Here is a 19802-nt window from a genome sequence, read left to right as displayed (position 1 = left end):
CGCGGTCAGTTGTCATCGGCGTGCCAACGGCACGAAAGCGCCTTGCCCACCCCGGGCGCCGGACATAGTGTCACGCCGCGCGATTCATCGGGATGGAATGGAAAGGGGCTTTCCGAGGCAGCGTCCCGAACTGAAGCGGCCGGAGGTTCCAGGCGGCGTGGTGCACCGCCTGCAGACCGGCTCAATGCGCAACCCGCCCAGCACCTTTCGCGAAGGGACCACCATGTTCCAGCGTTCCCGCAAGCCTGCCGTCGTGCTCGGGGTCACCAGCCTCGCCGCGGCAGCACTCGCCGGACTCGGTACGTCGGCCGCAGGCGCCGCCCCGAGTGCGGCCCCGCCGCCCCGTCCGTCAGCTGCGCAGTCGAAGGCGTTCGCCGCCGGCTCCGCGTCCTCGCTGGTGGCCGGCCGGCCGAGCGCCCTGCACGCCTCGAAGGACGACGAGTTCACCGCGAAGCCGGTGATCTCGGACCAGTCCGGTCTGCAGTACGTCCCATACGAGCGCTCGTACAAGGGTCTTCCCGTGGTCGGCGGCGACTTCGTCGTCGTGACCGACAGCAGGGGAGCCGTGAAGTCCACCTCGGTCGCGCAGACCACCGCCGTACCGGACCTGTCGACGGCGGCGAAGGTGACCGCCGCGGCCGCGCAGAAGGCCGCGAACAAGCAGCTGAAGGTGGTCAAGTCCTCGACCACGCCGACGCTCGCGGTCTACGCGCTGAACGGCACCCCGAAGCTCGCCTGGCAGTCGCGGGTGAGCGGCAGCAACGGCAAGGAGCCGTCGAGCCTGTCGGTGTACGTCGACGCGCAGAGCGGCAAGGTGCTCGGTACCAAGGAGCACGTGATGTTCGGCAACGGTACGTCGGCCTGGAACGGGCCGAACCCGGTGCACCTGGACACCACGCTCTCCGGCAGCACGTACTCGATGACGGACCCGAGCATCACCAACCTGTCCTGCCAGGACGCGGCGAACAACACGACGTTCACCGGTCCGGACGACAACTGGGGCAACGGCACCGCCACGGTCAAGGAGACGGGCTGCGTCGACGCGCTGTTCGCCGCGCAGACCGAGAAGAAGATGCTGAGCAGCTGGCTCGGCCGCAACGGCATGGACGGCAACGGCGGCGCCTGGCCGATCCGCGTCGGCCTGGCCGACGAGAACGCGTACTACGACGGCTCGCAGGTCCAGATCGGCCACAACTCGCAGAACCAGTGGATCGGCTCGATCGACGTCGTGGCGCACGAGATGGGTCACGGCATCGACGACCACACGCCGGGCGGCATCTCCGGCAACGGCACCCAGGAGTTCGTCGCGGACACGTTCGGCGCGGCCACCGAGTGGTACGCCAACGAGCCCTCGCCGTACGACACGCCGGACTTCCTGGTCGGCGAGCAGATCAACCTGGTCGGCAGCGGCCCGATCCGCAACATGTACGACCCGTCGGCGCTCGGCGACCCGAACTGCTACTCGAGCTCGATCCCGACCACCGAGGTGCATGCTGCCGCCGGTCCGGGCAACCACTGGTTCGTGCTGCTCTCGCAGGGCAGCGGCGGCAACCCGAACGTACCGACCTGCAACAGCTCGACGGTGACCGGTCTGGGCATCCAGAAGGCCATCAAGATCATGTACAACGCGATGCTGATGAAGACCAGCAGCGCCTCGTACCTGAAGTACCGCACCTGGACGCTGACCGCCGCGAAGAACCTGTACCCGGGCAGCTGCGCCGAGTTCAACTCGGTCAAGGCGGCGTGGGACGCGGTGAGCGTACCGGCGCAGTCCGGTGACCCGACGTGCTCCGCTTCCGGTGGCGTCACGGTCAGCAACCCGGGCAACCAGACCGGTACGGTCAACGTGGCGCTGACGCCGTTCACGCTGACCGCGTCCGGTGGCACCTCGCCGTACACCTGGTCCGCGACCGGCCTGCCGGCCGGTGTCACGATCGGCTCGTCGACCGGCACCGTGTCCGGTACGCCGACCGCGAGCGGCACGTTCAACGTCACCGCGACGGCGACCGCGAGCGCGGGCGGTTCGGGTTCGGCGCAGTTCACGATCACCGTGGGCGGCGGCACCGGCAGCTGCTCCGGCCAGAAGCTCGGCAACCCGGGCTTCGAGACCGGTACGGCGGCCCCGTGGACGGCGTCGTCCGGCGTGGTCGACAACAGCACCTCCCAGCCCGCGCACAGCGGCACCTGGAAGGCGTGGATGGACGGCTACGGATCGACCCACACCGACACGCTCAGCCAGTCGGTGACGATCCCGGCCGGGTGCTCGGCGACGTTCTCCTTCTACCTGCACGTCGACACGGCGGAGACCACCACTTCGACCGCGTACGACAAGCTGACGGTGAAGGCGGGCTCGACGACGCTGGCGACGTACTCGAACCTGAACGCCGCGAGCGGCTACTCGCTCAAGTCGTTCAACGTCTCGTCGCTGGCCGGTCAGACGGTGACCATCAGCTTCAGTGGCACCGAGGACAGCTCGCTGCAGACCTCGTTCGTGGTCGACGACACGGGCCTCAACCTGAGCTGACGTAATCCATGAATCGGCCGCCGTACCCCTGCGATCGGGGTACGGCGGCCGACTCGTTGCTCAGCCGAGCGTCATCCGGGGCTCACCGTTGACGAGGCCGGTGCCGGCGATCGTGCAGGTGCCGCCGCGGTTCTGGGTGTAGGTCTGGCGGACGCAGTTGCGGAGCGCCAGCTGGGCCCAGTAGTTCGGGTGCAGGGACTCCTGGATGTAGTAGTCCGAGCCGACGGTCGTGACGGTGCGGATCTGGTTGATCCACTCGGTCTTGTCGACGGCGGTCGGCTGCTTCCAGGAGCTGAGGCCGACCTCCTCGTACAGGCCGACGCCCTTCTCGCACAGCCGGCGGCCGTTGAACGCGGACTGCAGTTCGAGCAGCCTGGTGTTGCTCAGCCCGGACTGGCCGATCGCGTCCCGGACGGTGTTGTTGATCGTGACCAGCGCGGTGCTGTTCGCCCAGTCGGCGTCAGCGTTCCAGAACCCGCAGCCGCCGGTGCTCTGCCGGGTGTAGCCGCTCTGGCTGTACCGGAACCCGGTGGCGGCCGGGATCGGCGACGGATACGTCTGTACGACGAGGTTCCACGAGGTGTCGCCGTACCCGGCGTTCCGCATCGCGGTGCGCAGGTTCTGGAACCCGGTGACGATCTTCGCCCGGACCGCGGCGATGTTCGTCGACGTGAAGTTCGTGACGACCGACGAGTCGTCCTTGCAGTAGTCCGGGTTCCACGACGGCGACAGCAGGAAGTCCTGCACGCACTGGGACACGATCGACGCGAAGTTGAAGTCGTTGCCGCCGATCGAGACGACGACCTGCTTGACGTTGTGGCCGGCCGCGAACTGCTGCAGCATCTTCGCCTGCCCGAGATGCCCGGCGCCGTCGTCGTAGAAGTCCAGGCCCGGCTTGAAGTACTCGCCGGTTCCGGTCGTGGTGCGGGCTCCGGAACAGGCCAGGTTCAGCCCGCCGACACCGCCGCCGATGTACGCCTCGTCGGACTGGCTGCGATGACAGCGCGGGATCACCTCGGCGGTGTGGCCGGCGTTGTCGTAGTACGCGGTGCCACCGAGCGCGTCGGCCGGTGTCTCGGAGTCGTTCGAGCTGCCGGCCCAGCGGCCGGCCTCGCCCGAGATGTAGGAGTCCCCGACGGTCACGACGTACGGCGTCCCGGATCCGGGGCCGTCGGCGTGTGCCGGGGGAGCGACCAGGCCGAAGCCGGTCAGGGACAGTAGGAGGACTGCTGCGGACACTCGTCGACGACTTCTCATGGAAGGCCTCTCACGCCGGGAGTTCGATAGACCGAGCGTACTGGTGCGTACGCTCTCTGTCATCGCTCCGCGAGGTTGGCCCACCACTTCGACGACTCGGCGTCGAGCTGGTCGCGGTCGGTGTCGCCGTACGCCGACAGGATCGCCGTCGACGCGCCGTTCGGCCGGTGGCTGAGGACCAGCAGGCCGTTGCCCCAGGCATCGACCACCAGGCCGAGCTGGTGGTCCGAGCGGTACCAGACCTCACTGTCGGCGGGGACCAGGCCGTCGAGCTCGTCGATGGGGGAGCGGCCGCCGGTGCCCGTGTAGAACAGTGTGTGGCGGGGCTCGCCGGGGTGCCGTTCGACGGCGAAGCGGAGCTGGTGGAGGAAGGTGATCCAGCCCTCGGTGACGTCGTCGTAATACGCGTCCCAGTCGGGGTCCGCGCCGAGCGGCGCGCGGGTCAGCGTGACCCGGGAGCCGCCCGCGGCCGGCTCGACCGCGAACACGTCACCGTTGCCGAGGCGCAGCGTCGTACCGTCCTCGACGGCGCGGGTGAAGTAGATCTGCTCGATCTCCTCGTCCAGGCCGCCCTCGTACTCCCAGCCGTGCCAGTGCCGGATCGTGTCCCGGTCCCGCAGCGCGCTCCACACCGTCTCCACCGGGGCGGCGACGGTCACCTCGATCTTCATGAGTCTCCTTCGGTACGTCGGGGCGCCGGGTGGCCGCCCGCGACCACGCGGTACGGCCGTCCGCCGGCGCTGTCGAACTCCTCGATCACCCGCTGCATCGCCGCGGTCAGCGCGTCCGTGAACCGGTGTACGTCACCCGGCTCCGCGAACCGCACCTCGGCCTCCACCGTGAACGTCAGCAGCCGCGTCCCGTCCGCGTCGGCGGCGCTCTGCATCCGCGCCACGTCTCGGACGGTCCCGGCGGCGACCTCGACCAGGTGCTCCGCGGCGTACTGGTCCTGGAGCTGCGTGAATGCGGGTCCCATCACGGCCGGGTCGACCACCAGGCCCCCGGACGCGCGCAGGATCCGCTCGGTGAACCCGCGCCGCTGCCGCTCCTCGACGAGCTCGACCAGGCCGGCCTTCTCCAGTTCGCGGAGGTGGTAGTTCACCCGCTGCCGCGGCAGGTCCAGCGCGGCCGCGAGCCCGGTCGCCGACGCCGGCTCCCGGAGCAGCTCGAGCAGCCGCCGCCGGATCGGCGACAACGCCAACCGCACCTTCTCCGGCTCCTCGACGTACCTCAGCATGGGATCAGCGTCCAATTGACAGGAAAATTTGTCAATAGCATCGGGCGGACGCCAGACACTCATCAAGCGAGGCTGTGGCCGCCTGGGCGCGCTCGTCGGGACGGCCGCGGGGGTGGAGCGGGTCGCTTACTGAGTGGTGGAGGTCCGGCGGTCGGGCAGGATGGGGCTCATGTCCACGCTTGGTCCGCAGTTGCCGGTCGGCACGCAGGTGGTGGTGCGGGTGGCTGCGCCGGACGACCGGGGTGGTACGGCGCAGCGCGGGGCGACCGGGCGGGTGGCGGGGATCACCGCGGACGGGCGGTATGCGGTGCGGCTGGTCGACGGGCGGGAGACCGTGGCGCGGCGGGATCAGCTCAGCCTGCGGACGGCGTACCAGGACGAGGCGCTCGGGCTCGAGCAGCCGGACGGGGACCGGCTGGTGCGGGAGCACACGATCTACGCGGCCGTGGTCGGGTCGCGGGCGTTCGGGCTGGACACCGAGGAGTCCGACACCGACACCCGCGGGGTGTACGTCGCGCCGACCGAGGCGTTCTGGTCGCTCGCGAAGCCGCCGACGCACGTGGACGGCCCGGAGCCGGAGTGGTTCTCGTGGGAGGTCGAACGCTTCTGCGAACTCGCCCTCAAGTCGAACCCGAACCTTCTCGAGGTCCTGCACTCACCCCTCGTCGTCCGCCAGACGCCGCTGGGTGAGGAACTGCTGGAGCTGCGGAGATCCTTTCTCTCCCAGCTCGCCTATCAGACGTATTCCGGCTACGTGCTCAGCCAGTTCAAGAAGCTCGAGACCGACTTCCGCCGCGACGGTACGCCGAAGTGGAAACACGTCATGCACCTGATCCGGCTGCTGCTGTCCGCTCGCGAACTGTTGCTCGAAGCAACGCTGAAGGTCGACGTCGGCCGGGATCGCGAACGTCTACTTATGGTCAAACGTGGTGAGTTGCCCTGGAACGAGGTGGAGCGCTGGCGGCTGGCCCTGCACCAGGAGCTCGACGAGGCCTTGCGGCGGACGGTGCTGCCGGCGACGCCGGACGTGGCGACTGTTGACAGCTGGCTGCGTTCGGTTCGGCGGAGGAGCATCGATGACGCGTGACCTGCGGCACCTCGACTACACCGAGCTGCGCGGCATCATCGGCGAACAGCCCTGCCCGTTGCTCTTCGCAACGGTCTCCGGCGCGCACCTGTACGGCTTCCCGTCCCGCGACTCCGATGTCGACCTGCGCGGCGTCCACGTCCTGCCGGCCGCCGAGGTCGTCGGCCTCCGGCACGGCCCCGAGACCCGCGACCGCACCTGGTTCGAGAACGGGGCCGAGGTCGACCTGGTCACCCACGACCTGGCGAAGTTCGCCCGCCTGATGTTCCGCCGCAACGGCTACGTCCTCGAACAGGTCCTCTCGCCGCTGGTCGTTCTCAGTACGCCGGAACACGCCGAGCTGGTCGAGCTCGCCCATGGATGCATCACGAAGTGGCACGCGCACCACTACCGCGGTTTCGCGAAGACGCAGTGGGAGTTCTTCCAGAAGAAGCGCGAACTGAAGCCACTGCTCTACACGTTCCGGGTGCTGCTCACGGGCATCAACCTGATGCGTACGGGCGTCATCCAGGCGGACCTGCGCGAACTCACCGGCGGACCGTCGTACCTACCCGAGTTGATGGCCGCGAAGGCCGAGGCGGAGCATGCGCCGCTGGACGGACCGCCGGACGAGTTGCTAGCCGCGGACGTCGTGCGACTGCAGAACGTGCTCGACGAGGCGGAGGCAGTGACCGGCCTGCCGGATCGGCCCTCGGCCGAGGCGGGGTTGAACGACCTGTTGATCAAGGTCCGCCTTCGCGGCTGAGCAGGGGCTTTTCCTTCGTTGTAGACACCCTTAGGCTATTTACTTAACTTCGTGAAGCATTGACAACGGGCTCGGCGGGGTAAATAGTTCCGTCCTGAAATCAATCAGAAAGCAGAGTGAATCAACAGTGGCGAACATCGAGATTCTGCAGCTCCGGGCCGCGGGCGTCAGCCTGGTGCTCGACTGCTCCGGTCCGGCGCTGCCGTCCGTCCTGCACTGGGGTGCGGACCTGGGCGAGCTGACCGGGAACGCTCTGCTGGAACTGCGGCGCGGTGCCGGCGCGGTGCAGACCGGAAGCGGCCTGAACGAGGACCTCCCGGTCGCGATCGTGCCGGAGTACTCGGCCGGCTGGTTCGGCCTGCCCGGTCTGAACGGGCACCGCGACGGCCAGGACTTCTCCGCGAGCTTCCGCCTGACGAGCGTCGCGCAGACCGGCAACTCCGTGCGGGTGAAGGCCGCCGACGCCGGGCTCGAGCTCGACCTCACGATCGAGCTCACCGACTCCGGTCTGGTGAAGGCCAAGGCCGATCTGACCAACACTGGTACGACGCCGTACACCGTCGACGGGTTGTTCCTCGCGCTGCCGGTGCCGACCGAGGCGACCGAGCTGCTCGACATGACCGGCCGGCACATCGGCGAGCGGCACCCGCAGCGGCACGCGTTCACGCAGGGCGCGCACATCCGCGACAACCGCCGCGGCCGCACCGGCGCCGACGCCACGCTCCTGCTGCTGGCCGGCACCGAGAGCTTCGGCTTCCGCACCGGCGAGGTCTGGGGCGTGCACACCGCCTGGAGCGGCAACCACCGTTCGTACGCCGAGCGCGGCATGACCGGGTACGGCGTGCTCGGCGGCGGCGAGCTGCTCCTCCCGGGCGAGGGTCGGCTGCAGTCCGGCGCGACGTACAGCACCCCGTGGATCTACGGCTCGTACGGCGTCGGCCTCGACCAGCTCTCGCACCGCTTCCACGACTACCTGCGCGCCCGTCCGCAGCACCCGAAGACCGAGCGTCCCGTCGTACTGAACACCTGGGAGGCCGTGTACTTCGACCTCGACCTGGCGAAGCTGAAGGCGCTCGCGGACGCGGCCGCCGAGGTCGGGGCCGAGCGGTTCGTGCTGGACGACGGCTGGTTCCGCGGCCGCCGCGACGACCGCGCCGGGCTCGGCGACTGGTACGTCGACGAGGGCATCTGGCCGAACGGCCTGCACCCGCTGGTCGACCATGTGAAGACTCTCGGCCTGCAGTTCGGGCTGTGGGTGGAGCCCGAGATGGTGAACCCGGACTCGGATCTGGCCCGCAAGCATCCGGACTGGATCCTCGCCGCCGGCGACCGCACGCCGCCGACCGCGCGCAACCAGCAAGGGCTGAACCTCGGCATCCCGGAGGCGTACGACTACATCCTCGAGCGTCTCGACAGCATCCTCGGCGAGTACGACATCGCGTACCTCAAGTGGGACCACAACCGCGACTTCGTCGACGGCGGCGACCAGCACACCGGTACGGCGGGCATCCATGCGCAGACGGCTGCCGTGTACCGGCTGATCGACGAGCTGAAGCGCCGGCACCCGGGCCTGGAGATCGAGTCCTGCTCGTCCGGCGGCGCCCGCGTCGACCTCGGCATCCTGGAGCGTACGGACCGGGTCTGGGGCAGCGACAGCAACGACGCACTCGAGCGGCAGACGATCCAGCGGTACACGCAGTTGCTGCTGCCGCCGGAGCTGATCGGCTGCCATGTCGGCCCGCCCCGCGCGCACACCACCGGCCGGACACAGACGCTGTCGTTCCGCGCGATCACCGCGCTGTTCGGGCACTTCGGCATCGAGTGGGACATCGCATCGGCCACCCCTGAGGAACGTGCGGAACTCAAGGGCTGGGTCGCGCTGCACAAGGAACTGCGGCCGCTGCTGCACACCGGCCGGGTGGTCCGCGCGGACCGCGGCCCCGAGGACGTACTCGTCCACGGCGTCGTGGCGCAGGACGGCTCCCGCGGTGTGTTCGGCGTCGTACAGGTTGCTCAGTCGGTGACGTCGGCCGTCGGACGGGTACGGCTGCCCGGCCTTGACCCGCGGACGACGTACCGCATCAGCAAGGTCACGACACCCGGTGCCGAGTCGCGGTCCGCGGGGTGGTCGGCCGACGGTGGAAGCGTGGAGCTGAACGGCGCCGCCCTCGCCTCGGTCGGAGTGCTCATGCCCGCGCAATGGCCCGAGAGCGCGATCTTGCTGGACGTGACAGCGATCGGGTAAGCCCGCTCGATCGCCGGACAACAGAAGGAGATCCCCCGTGACCACCACCAACGCACCACCGGAAACCGAACGAAGTCACGGGGGACAGGCCGCGCCGCCGGGGAAGCGGCGCAGCCTGGGAGACCTCAAGGTCGCGCTGATCTTCCTCGCCCCGGCCACGCTCGGCTTCGTGGTGTTCTACATCTGGCCGACGCTGCGCGGCGCGTACCTGAGCTTCACCGAGTACAGCCTGCTGACCGCGCCGAAGTTCAACGGTCTGGCCAACTACGACCGGATGATCCACGACAGCTTCTTCTGGAACGCGCTCGGCGTCACGGTCGAGTACGTCGTGATCAACATCGGCCTGCAGACGGTCCTGGCGGTCGGGATCGCGATGCTGATGTACCGGCTGACCAAGTCGATCACGGTGCGCGCGATCATCCTGGCGCCGTACCTGGTCGCGAACGTCGTCGTCGCGCTGGTCTGGTACTGGATGCTCGACGTCCAGGTCGGGGTCGTGAACACGTTCCTCGGCTGGTTCGGGGTCGACCCGGTGGCGTTCTTCGGCGACTCGCACTGGGCGATCCCGACCGTTGCCGGGATCAACGTCTGGCGGCACATGGGGTACACGGCGCTGCTGGTGTTCGCCGGGCTGCAGACGATCCCGGCGTACGTCTACGAGGCCGCCGAGGTGGACGGATCGACCGAGTGGAAGACGTTCTGGCGGATCACGCTGCCGCTGCTGCGGCCCGTTCTGGTGATGGTCCTGGTGGTCACCATGATCGGGTCGTTCCAGATCTTCGACACGGTCGCCGTGACCACGCAGGGCGGTCCGATCAACGCGACCCGGGTCATCTACTACTACATCTACGAGCGGGCGTTCACCCGCTTCGACTTCGGGTACGCGTCGGCGATGGCCCTGGTGCTGTTCGCGATCCTCGCCGTGGTGTCGCTGGTGCAGCTCCGGCTGCTGCGGGCGAAGGAGAGTGATCTCGCATGAGAAGGCTCGGCGTAGGCAGAACCGTTGCCTGGGTGATGCTGTTCATCCTCCTGATCGTGACGCTGTTTCCCTTCTACTGGATGCTGCGGACGGCGTTCTCCGACAACACGCAGCTCCCGGGCCACCCGAACTCGCTGCTCCCGGTGGAGACCACGCTCGGCGCGTTCAAGCGGGTGCTCGGGCTGGCGTCGATCGAGGAGGCGCAGGCGCAGGGTGGTTCCGGTGCGGCCGTGAACTTCTGGCTGTACCTGCGGAACTCGTTGGTGGTGGCAACGGTCACGACCGTGTGCCAGGTGTTCTTCAGTGCGATGGCGGCGTACGCGTTCGCCCGGCTGCGCTGGCCCGGCCGGGACAAGGTGTTCGCGTTGTTCCTGGCCGCGCTGATGGTGCCGCCGATCTTCACCACGCTGCCGAACTTCGTCCTGATCAAGAACCTCGGGCTGCTGAACAGCTTCGCCGGCATCATCCTGCCGGGTGCGTTCATGACGCCGTTCGCGATCTTCTTCCTCCGGCAGTTCTTCCTCGGTATCAACCGGGAACTGGAGGAGGCGGCGATGATCGACGGCGCCGGGCACCGGCGGATCTTCTTCGGGCTGATCATCCCGATGAGCGGTGCGCCGATCGCGACGCTGGCGATCCTGACCTACATCAACTCCTGGAACGACTACTTCTGGCCGCTGCTGGTCGGGCAGCAGGAGAACGTCCGGGTGCTGACGGTCGCGCTCGGCGTGTTCCGGTCGCAGACGCCGCAGGGTGGCCCGGACTGGGCCGGGCTGATGGCGGCGACGCTGGTCGCGGCGCTGCCGATGATCATCCTGTTCCTGGCGTTCGCCAAGCGGATCACGAACTCCATCGGCTTCTCGGGGATCAAATGAATCTCACACGCAGGACCCTGCTGAAGGCAGGACTCGCCTCGCTCGCCGTACCGGCCGTTGCCGCCTGCAACAACGGTGCGACCGCGCGCGGGGACGGCGAGATCATCTACTGGCTGTGGGACTCGGCGCAGCTGCCGATGTACACCGAGTGCGCGAAGGTGTTCCACGAGCAGAATCCCCAGTACTCGGTGAAGATCGAGCAGTACGGGTGGAACGACTACTGGTCGAAGCTCGTCACCGGGTTCATCTCCGACACCGCGCCGGACGTGTTCACCGGGCACTCGTCGAAGTATCCGCTGTTCGCGGCCAAGGGGCAGGTGCTGCCGATCGACTCTTACGTCGCCCGCGACAACGTTGATCTCGGCATCTACCAGAAGGGCCTCGCGGATCGGTGGATCGGTGCCGACGGCAAGCGGTACGGGTTGCCGAAGGACTGGGACACCGAGGTCTACTTCTACAACAGCGCGTTCACCGAGGCCGCGGGAATCAGTACCGAGCAGCTCAACTCGATGACCTGGAACCCGCAGGACGGCGGCACGTTCGAGCAGATCGTCCGCCGGCTGACCGTCGACTCCAAGGGGCGGCGCGGTGATCAGCCCGGGTTCGACAAGGACCACGTCAAGGTCTACGGGCTCGGGTATTCCGATGCCGGCGGTGGCGACGGGCAGACCAGTTGGAGCTGGTACGCCGCCAGCAACGGCTGGAAGTACTCCGAGGGGGAACCGTGGGGGACGAAGTTCTTCTACGGCGACCCGAAGTTCACCGACACGATCGGGTGGTGGCGTGGGCTGATCACCAAGGGCCTGATGCCGACGTACGCGCAGGCGAAGTCCGGGGTGGATGTGACCACGAGCTTCGGCGCGGGGAAGTACGCCATCACGCCGAACGGGTCGTGGATGCTCGGGACGTACGGCACCCTGAAACAGGTGAAGACGAAGCTCGCGCGGCTGCCGATCGGGCCGATCGGCAAGCGGATGTCGATGATGAACGGGCTGGCCGACACCATCTGGGCCGGGACGACCCGGCGGGACGCGTCCTGGGCCTGGGTGAAGTTCCTCGGCTCGCAGACCGCGCAGGACATCGTCGCCAAGGCGGGCGTGGTGTTCCCGGCGGTCGCGGCGAGCATGCCGGCGGCGAAGGCGGCGTTCGCCAAGAACGGGTGGGACGTCACACCGTTCCTGGAGCCGGTCGAGGCCGGTGACGTGTTCCCGTACCCGGCCAACCCGAACGCCGCGGACGTCACCGCGGTGATGACCCCGGCGATGGACGCGGTGATGTCGTTCGAGGCCGAACCGGCGTCGCTGGCGAAGGCGAACAACGACGTGAACCAGATCCTCTCGGTGAACAGCTGAGGGTAAACCCTGGGTCGTACTACGCCCGGGGGAGTACGCCGTACTGCGTCCAGCGGTGCAGCGTGCTCCTCCGGGGGTAGCGGAGGTGCCGCCGCTGAGGCGACGCGGGACAGGGGTCCGGAACGACAACCTTGGTGGCATCGGAGAACCTTCGAAACCCTTCGAACACCAGGGAGAGTCATGAACGAGGAGAGGCCGGGCGGACCGATCCGCATCGGCGACCGTGAACGCGAGGACGCCGTCCGGCGCCTCGGCGAACATTACGAAGCCGGCCGGCTGACCGCGGAGGAACACTCCGACCGCGTCGAGCAGGCCCTCAAAGCCAAGACCGAGGCCGACCTGCAGGCACAGTTCGCCGACCTGCCCGGACCGCACCAGACAGGCAGCGCGAGCGCGTACAGCACCGCAGGCCCCGGCAGTCCCCACGGCGCACCCGGCCCGCACGGCGCACCCGGCCCGCACGGCGGCCCTGGGGCTGAGGGCGGCGACGGCTGGTCCGGCCCCTGGGGCTGGCGCAAGCCACCATGGACAGCACCGGACAACCCCACCAGCAGTTCTGGGCCTGCGGGGCCCGGCTCCGGCAGCGGTGGATTCGGTGGCCGTCCGCCGTGGGCCGCGCGTGGGTTCATCAGCCGGGTGCCGCTTCCGTTGCTGATCGTGCTGGGCGTGCTCGGCGTACTCGCCTCCATTGGCTGCGTGTTCGGCGGCGGCCACCCGCCGATCCTGCCGATCGCGCTGATCGTCGCCGCGGTGTTCGTCATCCGGAAGCGCCGGATGGAGCGCCGGGCATGAGAAACGTGTACCGGATCGTCGGCATGACGATCGCGATCGCGGTCGTCCTGCAGGTCGCGTCGATCGCCCTGTCCGGCTTCACGATCGCCAAGGACGCGAACGACGGCGCCTCGATCGGCGCCGACTACAGCAACTTCGGCGAGGCGTACCACAGTATCGCCGGGTCGGTGATCGGCCTGCTGGCGCTGGTGTTCCTGATCGTGTCGTTCCTGACCGACGTACCGCGCGGCCGGGTACTGGCCGGGATCGTCGTCGGCCTCGTGGTCGTGCAGTTCCTGCTCGCGGTGGTGTCGTTCGGCGTCCCGGCGCTGGGCGTGCTGCACGGGATCAACGGCCTGGTGATCGCGGGCATCGCGAGCGCCGGCGCCCGGCGGGCCGTCGTACCGAAGGAATCCGTGACCAGTGCCTGAGGTCAGGAAACGGAAATGGGGCCGGCTGGTCGCACTCGGGGTGGTCCTGGCGGTACTCGTACCGCTGGGCTACCTCTGGGCGACCAGCCTGGTCCCGGGGGAGTACAACCCCGCCGAGATGGGGTACGCCGACTACGGCGGCGGCCCCGCCTCGATGGGGCACATGGACCATATGGGCGGGATGAGCGTCGCGGACCTGACCGGGCCGAAGACGGGTACGCCGGACGTGAACGTGACGCTGGTCGCGCGGAAGCAGAAGTACAAGCTCGCGTCCGGGGAAACCGTCGACGGGTACACGGTGAACGGCACGTCGCCGGGTCCGCTGATCCGGGCGAAGGTCGGCGACCTGGTGCAGGTCACGTTCGTGAACGAGTCCGTGAAGGACGGCGCCACGCTGCACTGGCACGGGATCGACGTACCGAACGCCGAGGACGGCGTCGCCGGGGTGACCCAGGACGCGGTGCCGGTGGGCGGGAAGTTCGTGTACCGCTTCAAGGCGGAGCAGGCCGGGACGTACTGGTACCACTCGCACCAGGTGTCCAGCGACGAGGTGAAGGGCGGGCTGTTCGGCCCGATCGTGATCGCGCCGGCCACACCGGGTGAGGTCGTTGCGACCATCCACACGTACGACGGGAAACGCACGATCAACGGGCGGACCGGGACGGCACGGGTGGATCTTCCGGCGGGTACGACGGCACGCGTACGGGTGATCAACACCGACAACGCCATCCTCCGCGTCGGGCTGCTCGGCACGCCGTACAAGGTGGTCGCAGTCGACGGTCAGGATGTCCATGGGCCGACCCCGACGACCGCCGCCTATGCACTACCCGCGGGCGGTCGGGTGGATCTTGAGGCTGCTGTTCCCGCGGGCGGCCTGCGGTTGGTGGCCGGCGCGTCGTCGTTGTCGCTCGGGATCGCCCCCGCGGGCACCGATCCGCCGAGCGGCGACCTGCCTGGTGACACGGTCGACCTGCTGAAGTACGGAACGCCCGCGCCGCTGGGGTTCGACCCGTCGAAGGCGAACCGCAACTTCGAGTACAAGATCGGCCGCACGGCGGGCTTCCTGGACGGCAAACCGGGTCTGTGGTGGACGATCAACGGCCACAAGTTCCCCGACGTACCGATGTTCACGGTGGCCGAGGGGGACGTCGTACGGATGAAGATCTCCAACACCAGCGGCCAAGCCCACCCCATGCACCTCCACGGCCACCACGCCGTAGTCCTCTCCCGCAACGGCGTCACCGCCACCGGCTCACCCTGGTGGACCGACACGCTGGAGGTAGGCAACAAGGAAACCTACGAAATAGCCTTCGTAGCCAACAACCCAGGCCTCTGGATGGACCACTGCCACAACCTCCCCCACGCCTCCCAAGGCCTCATGACCCACCTCATGTACGAAGGCATCACCACCCCCTACCGAGTAGGCGGAACCTCCCACAACGAACCCGAGTGATCAGGACGCCTGGTCGGCGGCGGCCAGATGGGCGCAGGCGGCTTCTAGGGCGGCTGGTTGGGTGGTGTAGGTGCCGTGCCAGAGGGGGTTGTCGGGTTGGGGGTCGAGTTCGTTGTCGACGTCGGCGTACCACTCGTCCGTGGTGCGGAAGATGCGGGCGTGCAGCTGGTTGTCGTTCACCGTCACACTCCTGGAGTGAGGACCGTGTACCCAACTCCAGGATGTGACGGCGGTACGGCGGAACCCGCCAGCGACACGCGGTGTGTCACGTGACCAGGACGGTGATGCGCTGCGCGGTGTTGTTCGCGAAGCCGCCGCGGTTCCATTCGGCCTCGATCGGTTGTTCGCGGCCGCTGGTGTCGTACGCGCGGACCGTCAGCACGTGCTCGCCCGGTGTCGCCTCCCAGTCGTACGCGAACGCCCGCCAGGCGTACTCGTCGTTGCCGGGGGCATCCAACCGCGCTTCGTGCCAGTTGACGCCGGCGTCCGTGCTGACCTCGACCCGTTCGATCGGCGCCCAGCCCGACCACGCCCGGCCGAACAGCGGAACGGGGCCCGCGGCAACGAACCGGTGGCGGCTCATGAAGTCCGGGAACCCCGGCGGCACCAGCAGCGCCCGCGGCTCGATCCGCGTCACCGGCAGCCCGGGCTCGTCCGCCCCGGTCCGGAACCGGTACGCGACCGCGTGCTGGAACCCGTCGAACGGATGGTCGATCACCTCGATCGACCGCAGCCACTTCACACTCGCCATCCCGTACCACCCCGGTACGACGAGCCGCAGCGGATACCCGTGCTGCGGCGGCAACGGCGTACCGTTCATCTCCCACGCGACGATCGCCCCGGACTCGACCGCCTCCGCCACCGTCAGCGCCCGCTGGTAGTCCTGCTCGACGCCACGCTCCACCCCGTGGTCCGCCCCGGTGAACACCACGTCGACCGCGTCCTCGCGCAGCCCGGCCGTCCGCAGCAGATCCGCCAGCAGCACGCCGGTCCACTCCGCCGTACCGACCGCCTCCGACAGCCACGGCTGGCTGATCGGCCGCGGCTGCAGCGTCGCCCGCCCGTTCCCGGCGCACTCGAGCGTGACCCGGATCGTGCGGCGCCCCATCGCCCGCAGCTCGGTCAGCCCGAACGACAACGGCTCCTCGACGCACCCGTCCAAGCTGAGCCGCCAGTCGCCCGCGTCCGTCGCGGGGATGTCGTAGTGCACCAGGACGTAGTGCAGCCCCGGTGGCGTCACGTCGTACCGCAGGCTCTCCAGCGGCATCGCGTGGTTCCGCGCGGCGAGCTGGAGCTCGTCCGGCGTGATCCCTTCACCGGTGTCCGCGAGCCTCCCGCGGACACTGAAGTCGCCAATGGACATACAGATCCCCCCTCCCCGAGGCCAAGCGTAGAGGCAGGGACCCGGCTACAACCACCCGTTGTCGAGCGCGATCCGCGCGGCCTCGGCGCGGGTCCGGGCGCCGGTCTTCCCGATCGCCGCGGACAGGTGGTTGCGGACGGTTCCTTCGGAAAGATGAAGCTCCTTCGCGATGTCGGCGACGGTCCCACCGTCCCGGGCGGCCCGCAGTACGTCGGACTCGCGGCCGGTCAGCGGACTCGTCCCGGCCACCAGCGTCTCGGCCGCGAGTGACGGGTCGACCACGCGCAGCCCCTGGTGCACCCGCCGTACGGCGTCCGCCAGCTGGGTCGCGGGGGTGTCCTTCACGACGAACCCGGCGGCGCCCGCCTCCATCGCCCGGCGCAGGTACCCGGGCCGGCCGAACGTGGTCACCATCAGCACCCGGACCCCCGGTACGGCGGTCCGCAGCGCGGCGGCCGCCTCGATCCCGTCCAGGCCGGGCATCTCCACGTCGAGCAGCGCGACGTCGGGCTGCGAGTTCTTCGCGGCGTCGAGCACCTCGTCGCCGCGGCCGACCTCGGCGACCACATCCAGGTCGGGCTCGAGGTCGAGGAGGGCGGCGAGGGCGCCGCGGACCAGCGCCTGGTCGTCGGCGATCAGCAGTCGGATGCTCACGGCCCTATCCTCACACTCCCACTTTGACGGCCAGCCGGAAGCCGCCACCGGACGCCTGACCGACCTGTACGGCGGCCGCCACCTGGTCGGCCCGCTCCCGCAACCCGACCAGCCCGTGCCCCGATGCCCCGCCGTCCGGCGTCGGACCCTTGCCGTCGTCGAGTACTTCGATCTCCGCGGCGCTGATCTTGATCGTGCAACGCTTCGCGCCCGAGTGCCGTACGACGTTCGTGACACCCTCCCGGACCACCCAGGCGAACAGCTCCCGGTTGTCCTCCGGCACCTCGTCCACCGTGGTCGGCAGGTCCGCCTTGATCTCGGCGGCCTGCAGCGCGGCCCGCGCGGACACCAGCTCACCGGCCAGGCTGAGCTCCCGGTACCCGGCGACCGCCGCCCGTACGTCGGCCAGCGCCGCGCGGGCCAGGCTCTCGACGTCGGCGACCTCGGAGGCCGCGCGGTCCGGGTTCGCCGCGATCAACTTGCCGGCCAGCTCGGCCTTCACCGTGATCACGGTGAGCGAGTGGCCGAGGATGTCGTGCAGGTCGCGGGCGAACCGGTTCCGCTCCTCCTGGACGGCCAGCTCGGCCATGTCCCGGCGGGTCGCGTCCAGCTCGATGGTGCGCTGGATCGCCCGCCGCATCCCGTACACCGCGAGCGCGCCGAGGAAGATCGCGAACCCGTAGCTGCCGTCGTCCGTCCAGCCGGGCACCACCCGCATCGAGATCTCGGCCCCGCCGAGCAGGATCAGCACGAACGCGATCCCGACCGGCAGCTCCAGCAGCATCACGCCACAAGCGGCGATGTAGACCAGGCCGGTCAGCGCGGTCTGCCCGGCGGTCGGGATCATCAGCAGACACAGCGCGAGCATCAGACCCAGGTAGCCGAGCCGCTGCCAAGGCGCCAGTTGCCCGCGGCGGGCGCTCACGCGGATCAGCCCGAAGAACGCCAGGTAGCTCGCCGCGAACAGGACCACCGTGAGGAATCCGAGGATCCGGACGATGCCGTGCTGGCGGTCGGCGACACTCTGCAGCGGCTGCGACAGGTAGAACAGCCAGATGCCGCCCGCCACCCACGCCCAGCGGCCCGGACCTTTGCCGACCCGGTCGGCCAGGCCGTCCATGATCGTCGGATTCGTCTTCACGGTGGTCACGGTAATCCTTCGGGACGTACTCCGGCTCAGGCGCGGGCGGTGTCGGCCCGGAACCGGCGGAGGCCGATGAAGCCGAGCACCACGGTCCAGCCGATCACCACGAGCAGCGCGTGGGTGTCCAGGCCGGTCTGCGCGAGCGCGCTGCGGGACGTCTGCCCGGTCCAGTACGCCGGCGTCAGTTCAGCGACGTACTTCATCGCCTTCGGCATCTGGTCGACCGGCAGCCAGAGGCCGCCGAACGCCGCGATCAGCATCGTGCTCAGGCCGGTGATCGGCTGGACGCTGTCCGGCTTCGCGATGTACCCGATGACCAGGCCGATCGCCGCGAACGGCAGCGCGCCGAGCCAGGACACCAGCGCGACCGTCACCCATTGCGTCGCGCTCAGGTGCACGTGGCCCATCGTCATCCCGAACAGGAACACCACGAGCAGCGGCGGGACGGCCAGCAGCAGGCTCAGGATCACCTTGTTCACGACGTACGCCTGCGGCTTCAGCGGGGTCAGCCGGAGCGTCCGGTTCCAGCCGCCGTCGCGCTCGGCCGCGATCACGCCGCCGCTGCTCATCGCGGCCGACATCGAGCCGAACATCGCCATACTCACCATCACGTACGCGATCGCGGAGATCCCGCCCTCGGTGGCCTCCTTCGGGATCGTCAGCCCGAAGATCAGGAACAGCACCACCGGCATCAGGATCGAGAAGATCATCACCCGCCGGTTCCGCAGCGTGCGGCGGATGTCGAAGATCAGATAGTCCTTGTTCATGCGAGGCTCTCCTGCTCTGCGCTGATCGCGAGGACGGCGTCCTCGAGGTCGGCGGACGTCACTTCGATGTCGTGGGCGCTCGTGTTGTCGAGCAGGTACCGCAGTGTCTGGTCGGAGTCCGCGCACTGCAGCAGGACCACCTCGCCGCGGGTCTCGACGTTCCGTACGCCGGGCAGCGCCGCGAGGGCGGCCAGGTCGGCGCCCGGGACGGTGGCGCGGATGGTACGGCCGGAGACGCTCGCCTTGATCTGCGCGGAGGTGCCGTCGGCAACGATCTTGCCGTTCCGCATCAGCACGACGCGGTCGGCGTACGAGTCCGCCTCCTCCAGGTAGTGGGTGGCGAACAGCACGGTCCGCCCGCGGGCGGTCTCCGCGTGCATCGACGCCCAGAAGTCCCGGCGGGCCTCGACGTCCATCCCGGTCGTCGGCTCGTCCAGCACGATCAGGTCCGGCTGCGGGATGATCGCCATCGCGAACCGCACCCGCTGCTTCTGCCCGCCGGACAGCCCCTTCATCGTCCGCTTGGTGAGGTCCGCGATCCCGGCGCGTTCCAGGGCTTGTTCGACCGGCATCGGGTTGCGGTGCAGGCCGGCCACGAGGTTCAGCAGTTCGCCCACCTTGGCGTCCTCGATGATGCCGCCGCTCTGCAGCATCACCCCGACCTGCCCCTGCGCGATCGCGTCGGTCGGCGTACCGCCGTACACCTGCACCGTGCCCTGATCGGGCCGCACCAGTCCGAGCAGCATCTCGATCGTGGTCGACTTCCCGGCCCCGTTCGGTCCCAGCAGCGCCACCACCTCACCGGCCCGGATGTCCAGATCCACCCCGGCGACGGCCTGCACGTCCGCGTACTTCTTGGTCACACCCCGCAGGCTGACCGCAGTCGTTGTCGTCATACCAAGAGCATCCCGAAACCTC

At 69.0% G+C, this 19802-nt stretch carries 19 protein-coding genes; 10 read left to right on the top strand and 9 right to left on the bottom strand.

Annotation, left to right across the window (positions count from 1 at the left end; genetic code table 11):
* The first annotated feature begins 223 nt into the window (after positions 1–223).
* Entirely contained in the window at positions 224–2524 is a 2301-nt protein-coding gene (locus ACQHIV_RS21495; RefSeq protein ID WP_427884766.1) for a M4 family metallopeptidase, read from the top strand.
* A gap of 60 nt (positions 2525–2584) precedes the next feature.
* Here the strand turns inward: ACQHIV_RS21495 and ACQHIV_RS21490 are convergent, their stop codons facing one another.
* From ACQHIV_RS21490 to ACQHIV_RS21480, 3 genes are all read right to left on the bottom strand, one after another.
* Positions 2585–3763 (bottom strand): hypothetical protein, encoded by a 1179-nt coding sequence (locus ACQHIV_RS21490; protein ID WP_427884765.1) that lies wholly within the window; start codon positions 3761–3763, stop codon positions 2585–2587.
* Between the two features lie 77 nt (positions 3764–3840).
* The gene (locus tag ACQHIV_RS21485; protein ID WP_427884764.1) at positions 3841–4452 is read right to left on the bottom strand and encodes an SRPBCC family protein; all 612 of its coding nucleotides are present in this window, start codon (positions 4450–4452) and stop codon (positions 3841–3843) included.
* Positions 4449–5018: a helix-turn-helix domain-containing protein gene (locus tag ACQHIV_RS21480; protein WP_427884763.1), complete on the bottom strand. Its 570-nt coding sequence runs from the start codon at positions 5016–5018 to the stop codon at positions 4449–4451. The genes ACQHIV_RS21485 and ACQHIV_RS21480 overlap by 4 nt, the downstream gene beginning before the upstream one ends.
* A gap of 169 nt (positions 5019–5187) precedes the next feature.
* Here ACQHIV_RS21480 and ACQHIV_RS21475 point away from each other — a divergent pair, with 169 nt between their 5' ends.
* The 9 genes from ACQHIV_RS21475 (at position 5188) to ACQHIV_RS21435 (ending at position 14956) form a co-directional block, all read left to right on the top strand.
* Positions 5188–6105 carry a nucleotidyltransferase domain-containing protein gene (locus ACQHIV_RS21475; protein WP_427884762.1) on the top strand — a complete coding sequence of 306 codons (918 nt, stop codon included), beginning with the start codon at positions 5188–5190 and terminating at the stop codon, positions 6103–6105.
* Positions 6095–6850 carry a nucleotidyltransferase domain-containing protein gene (locus ACQHIV_RS21470; protein ID WP_427884761.1) on the top strand — a complete coding sequence of 252 codons (756 nt, stop codon included), beginning with the start codon at positions 6095–6097 and terminating at the stop codon, positions 6848–6850. Before ACQHIV_RS21475 ends, ACQHIV_RS21470 begins: the two co-directional genes overlap by 11 nt.
* 127 nt (positions 6851–6977) lie before the next feature.
* Positions 6978–9095, top strand: coding sequence for an alpha-galactosidase (locus ACQHIV_RS21465; RefSeq protein WP_427884760.1), 2118 nt, complete (start codon positions 6978–6980; stop codon positions 9093–9095).
* Between the two features lie 37 nt (positions 9096–9132).
* A complete protein-coding gene (locus ACQHIV_RS21460; RefSeq protein ID WP_427884759.1) occupies positions 9133–10074 on the top strand; it encodes a carbohydrate ABC transporter permease in 942 nt (313 codons plus the stop codon).
* Positions 10071–10949, top strand: coding sequence for a carbohydrate ABC transporter permease (locus ACQHIV_RS21455; protein ID WP_427884758.1), 879 nt, complete (start codon positions 10071–10073; stop codon positions 10947–10949). The genes ACQHIV_RS21460 and ACQHIV_RS21455 overlap by 4 nt, the downstream gene beginning before the upstream one ends.
* Complete coding sequence (locus tag ACQHIV_RS21450) at positions 10946–12301, top strand: ABC transporter substrate-binding protein (RefSeq protein WP_427884757.1); 1356 nt, start codon at positions 10946–10948, stop codon at positions 12299–12301. The genes ACQHIV_RS21455 and ACQHIV_RS21450 overlap by 4 nt, the downstream gene beginning before the upstream one ends.
* A gap of 180 nt (positions 12302–12481) precedes the next feature.
* Entirely contained in the window at positions 12482–13093 is a 612-nt protein-coding gene (locus ACQHIV_RS21445; RefSeq protein ID WP_427884756.1) for a DUF1707 SHOCT-like domain-containing protein, read from the top strand.
* Entirely contained in the window at positions 13090–13503 is a 414-nt protein-coding gene (locus ACQHIV_RS21440) for a hypothetical protein (RefSeq protein WP_427884755.1), read from the top strand. The genes ACQHIV_RS21445 and ACQHIV_RS21440 overlap by 4 nt, the downstream gene beginning before the upstream one ends.
* Positions 13496–14956, top strand: coding sequence for a multicopper oxidase family protein (locus tag ACQHIV_RS21435; protein ID WP_427884754.1), 1461 nt, complete (start codon positions 13496–13498; stop codon positions 14954–14956). The genes ACQHIV_RS21440 and ACQHIV_RS21435 overlap by 8 nt, the downstream gene beginning before the upstream one ends.
* Here the strand turns inward: ACQHIV_RS21435 and ACQHIV_RS21430 are convergent, their stop codons facing one another.
* The 6 genes from ACQHIV_RS21430 to ACQHIV_RS21405 form a co-directional block, all read right to left on the bottom strand.
* Positions 14957–15136, bottom strand: a complete 180-nt coding sequence (locus tag ACQHIV_RS21430; protein ID WP_427884753.1) for a hypothetical protein — start codon at positions 15134–15136, stop codon at positions 14957–14959.
* 85 nt (positions 15137–15221) lie between these two features.
* Positions 15222–16319 carry a sulfite oxidase gene (locus ACQHIV_RS21425; RefSeq protein WP_427884752.1) on the bottom strand — a complete coding sequence of 366 codons (1098 nt, stop codon included), beginning with the start codon at positions 16317–16319 and terminating at the stop codon, positions 15222–15224.
* Positions 16320–16364: 45 nt separating this feature from the next.
* Positions 16365–16973: a response regulator transcription factor gene (locus ACQHIV_RS21420; protein WP_325042149.1), complete on the bottom strand. Its 609-nt coding sequence runs from the start codon at positions 16971–16973 to the stop codon at positions 16365–16367.
* Positions 16974–16983: 10 nt separating this feature from the next.
* Positions 16984–18114: a sensor histidine kinase gene (locus ACQHIV_RS21415; protein ID WP_427884751.1), complete on the bottom strand. Its 1131-nt coding sequence runs from the start codon at positions 18112–18114 to the stop codon at positions 16984–16986.
* A gap of 35 nt (positions 18115–18149) precedes the next feature.
* Entirely contained in the window at positions 18150–18884 is a 735-nt protein-coding gene (locus tag ACQHIV_RS21410) for an ABC transporter permease (RefSeq protein ID WP_427884750.1), read from the bottom strand.
* Entirely contained in the window at positions 18881–19780 is a 900-nt protein-coding gene (locus ACQHIV_RS21405) for an ABC transporter ATP-binding protein (protein WP_427884749.1), read from the bottom strand. Before ACQHIV_RS21405 ends, ACQHIV_RS21410 begins: the two co-directional genes overlap by 4 nt.
* Positions 19781–19802 lie beyond the last annotated feature (22 nt).

It is taken from the genome of Kribbella polygonati (assembly GCF_050320105.1).
GTDB lineage: Bacteria > Actinomycetota > Actinomycetes > Propionibacteriales > Kribbellaceae > Kribbella.
The sequence above is the reverse complement of the archived record's forward strand: the minus strand, read 5'-3'. Positions and strand labels throughout refer to the sequence as shown.

Excerpts from the sequence above, each read along its gene's own strand:
- ACQHIV_RS21495 (WP_427884766.1), top strand. The coding sequence starts at position 224 with ATGTTCCAGCGTTCCCGCAAGCCTGCCGTCGTGCTCGGGGTCACCAGC.
- ACQHIV_RS21485 (WP_427884764.1), bottom strand. The coding sequence starts at position 4,452 with ATGAAGATCGAGGTGACCGTCGCCGCCCCGGTGGAGACGGTGTGGAGC.
- ACQHIV_RS21480 (WP_427884763.1), bottom strand. The coding sequence starts at position 5,018 with ATGCTGAGGTACGTCGAGGAGCCGGAGAAGGTGCGGTTGGCGTTGTCG.
- ACQHIV_RS21475 (WP_427884762.1), top strand. The coding sequence starts at position 5,188 with ATGTCCACGCTTGGTCCGCAGTTGCCGGTCGGCACGCAGGTGGTGGTG.
- ACQHIV_RS21470 (WP_427884761.1), top strand. The coding sequence starts at position 6,095 with ATGACGCGTGACCTGCGGCACCTCGACTACACCGAGCTGCGCGGCATC.
- ACQHIV_RS21455 (WP_427884758.1), top strand. The coding sequence starts at position 10,071 with ATGAGAAGGCTCGGCGTAGGCAGAACCGTTGCCTGGGTGATGCTGTTC.
- ACQHIV_RS21450 (WP_427884757.1), top strand. The coding sequence starts at position 10,946 with ATGAATCTCACACGCAGGACCCTGCTGAAGGCAGGACTCGCCTCGCTC.
- ACQHIV_RS21445 (WP_427884756.1), top strand. The coding sequence starts at position 12,482 with ATGAACGAGGAGAGGCCGGGCGGACCGATCCGCATCGGCGACCGTGAA.
- ACQHIV_RS21440 (WP_427884755.1), top strand. The coding sequence starts at position 13,090 with ATGAGAAACGTGTACCGGATCGTCGGCATGACGATCGCGATCGCGGTC.
- ACQHIV_RS21425 (WP_427884752.1), bottom strand. The coding sequence starts at position 16,319 with ATGTCCATTGGCGACTTCAGTGTCCGCGGGAGGCTCGCGGACACCGGT.
- ACQHIV_RS21410 (WP_427884750.1), bottom strand. The coding sequence starts at position 18,884 with ATGAACAAGGACTATCTGATCTTCGACATCCGCCGCACGCTGCGGAAC.
- ACQHIV_RS21405 (WP_427884749.1), bottom strand. The coding sequence starts at position 19,780 with ATGACGACAACGACTGCGGTCAGCCTGCGGGGTGTGACCAAGAAGTAC.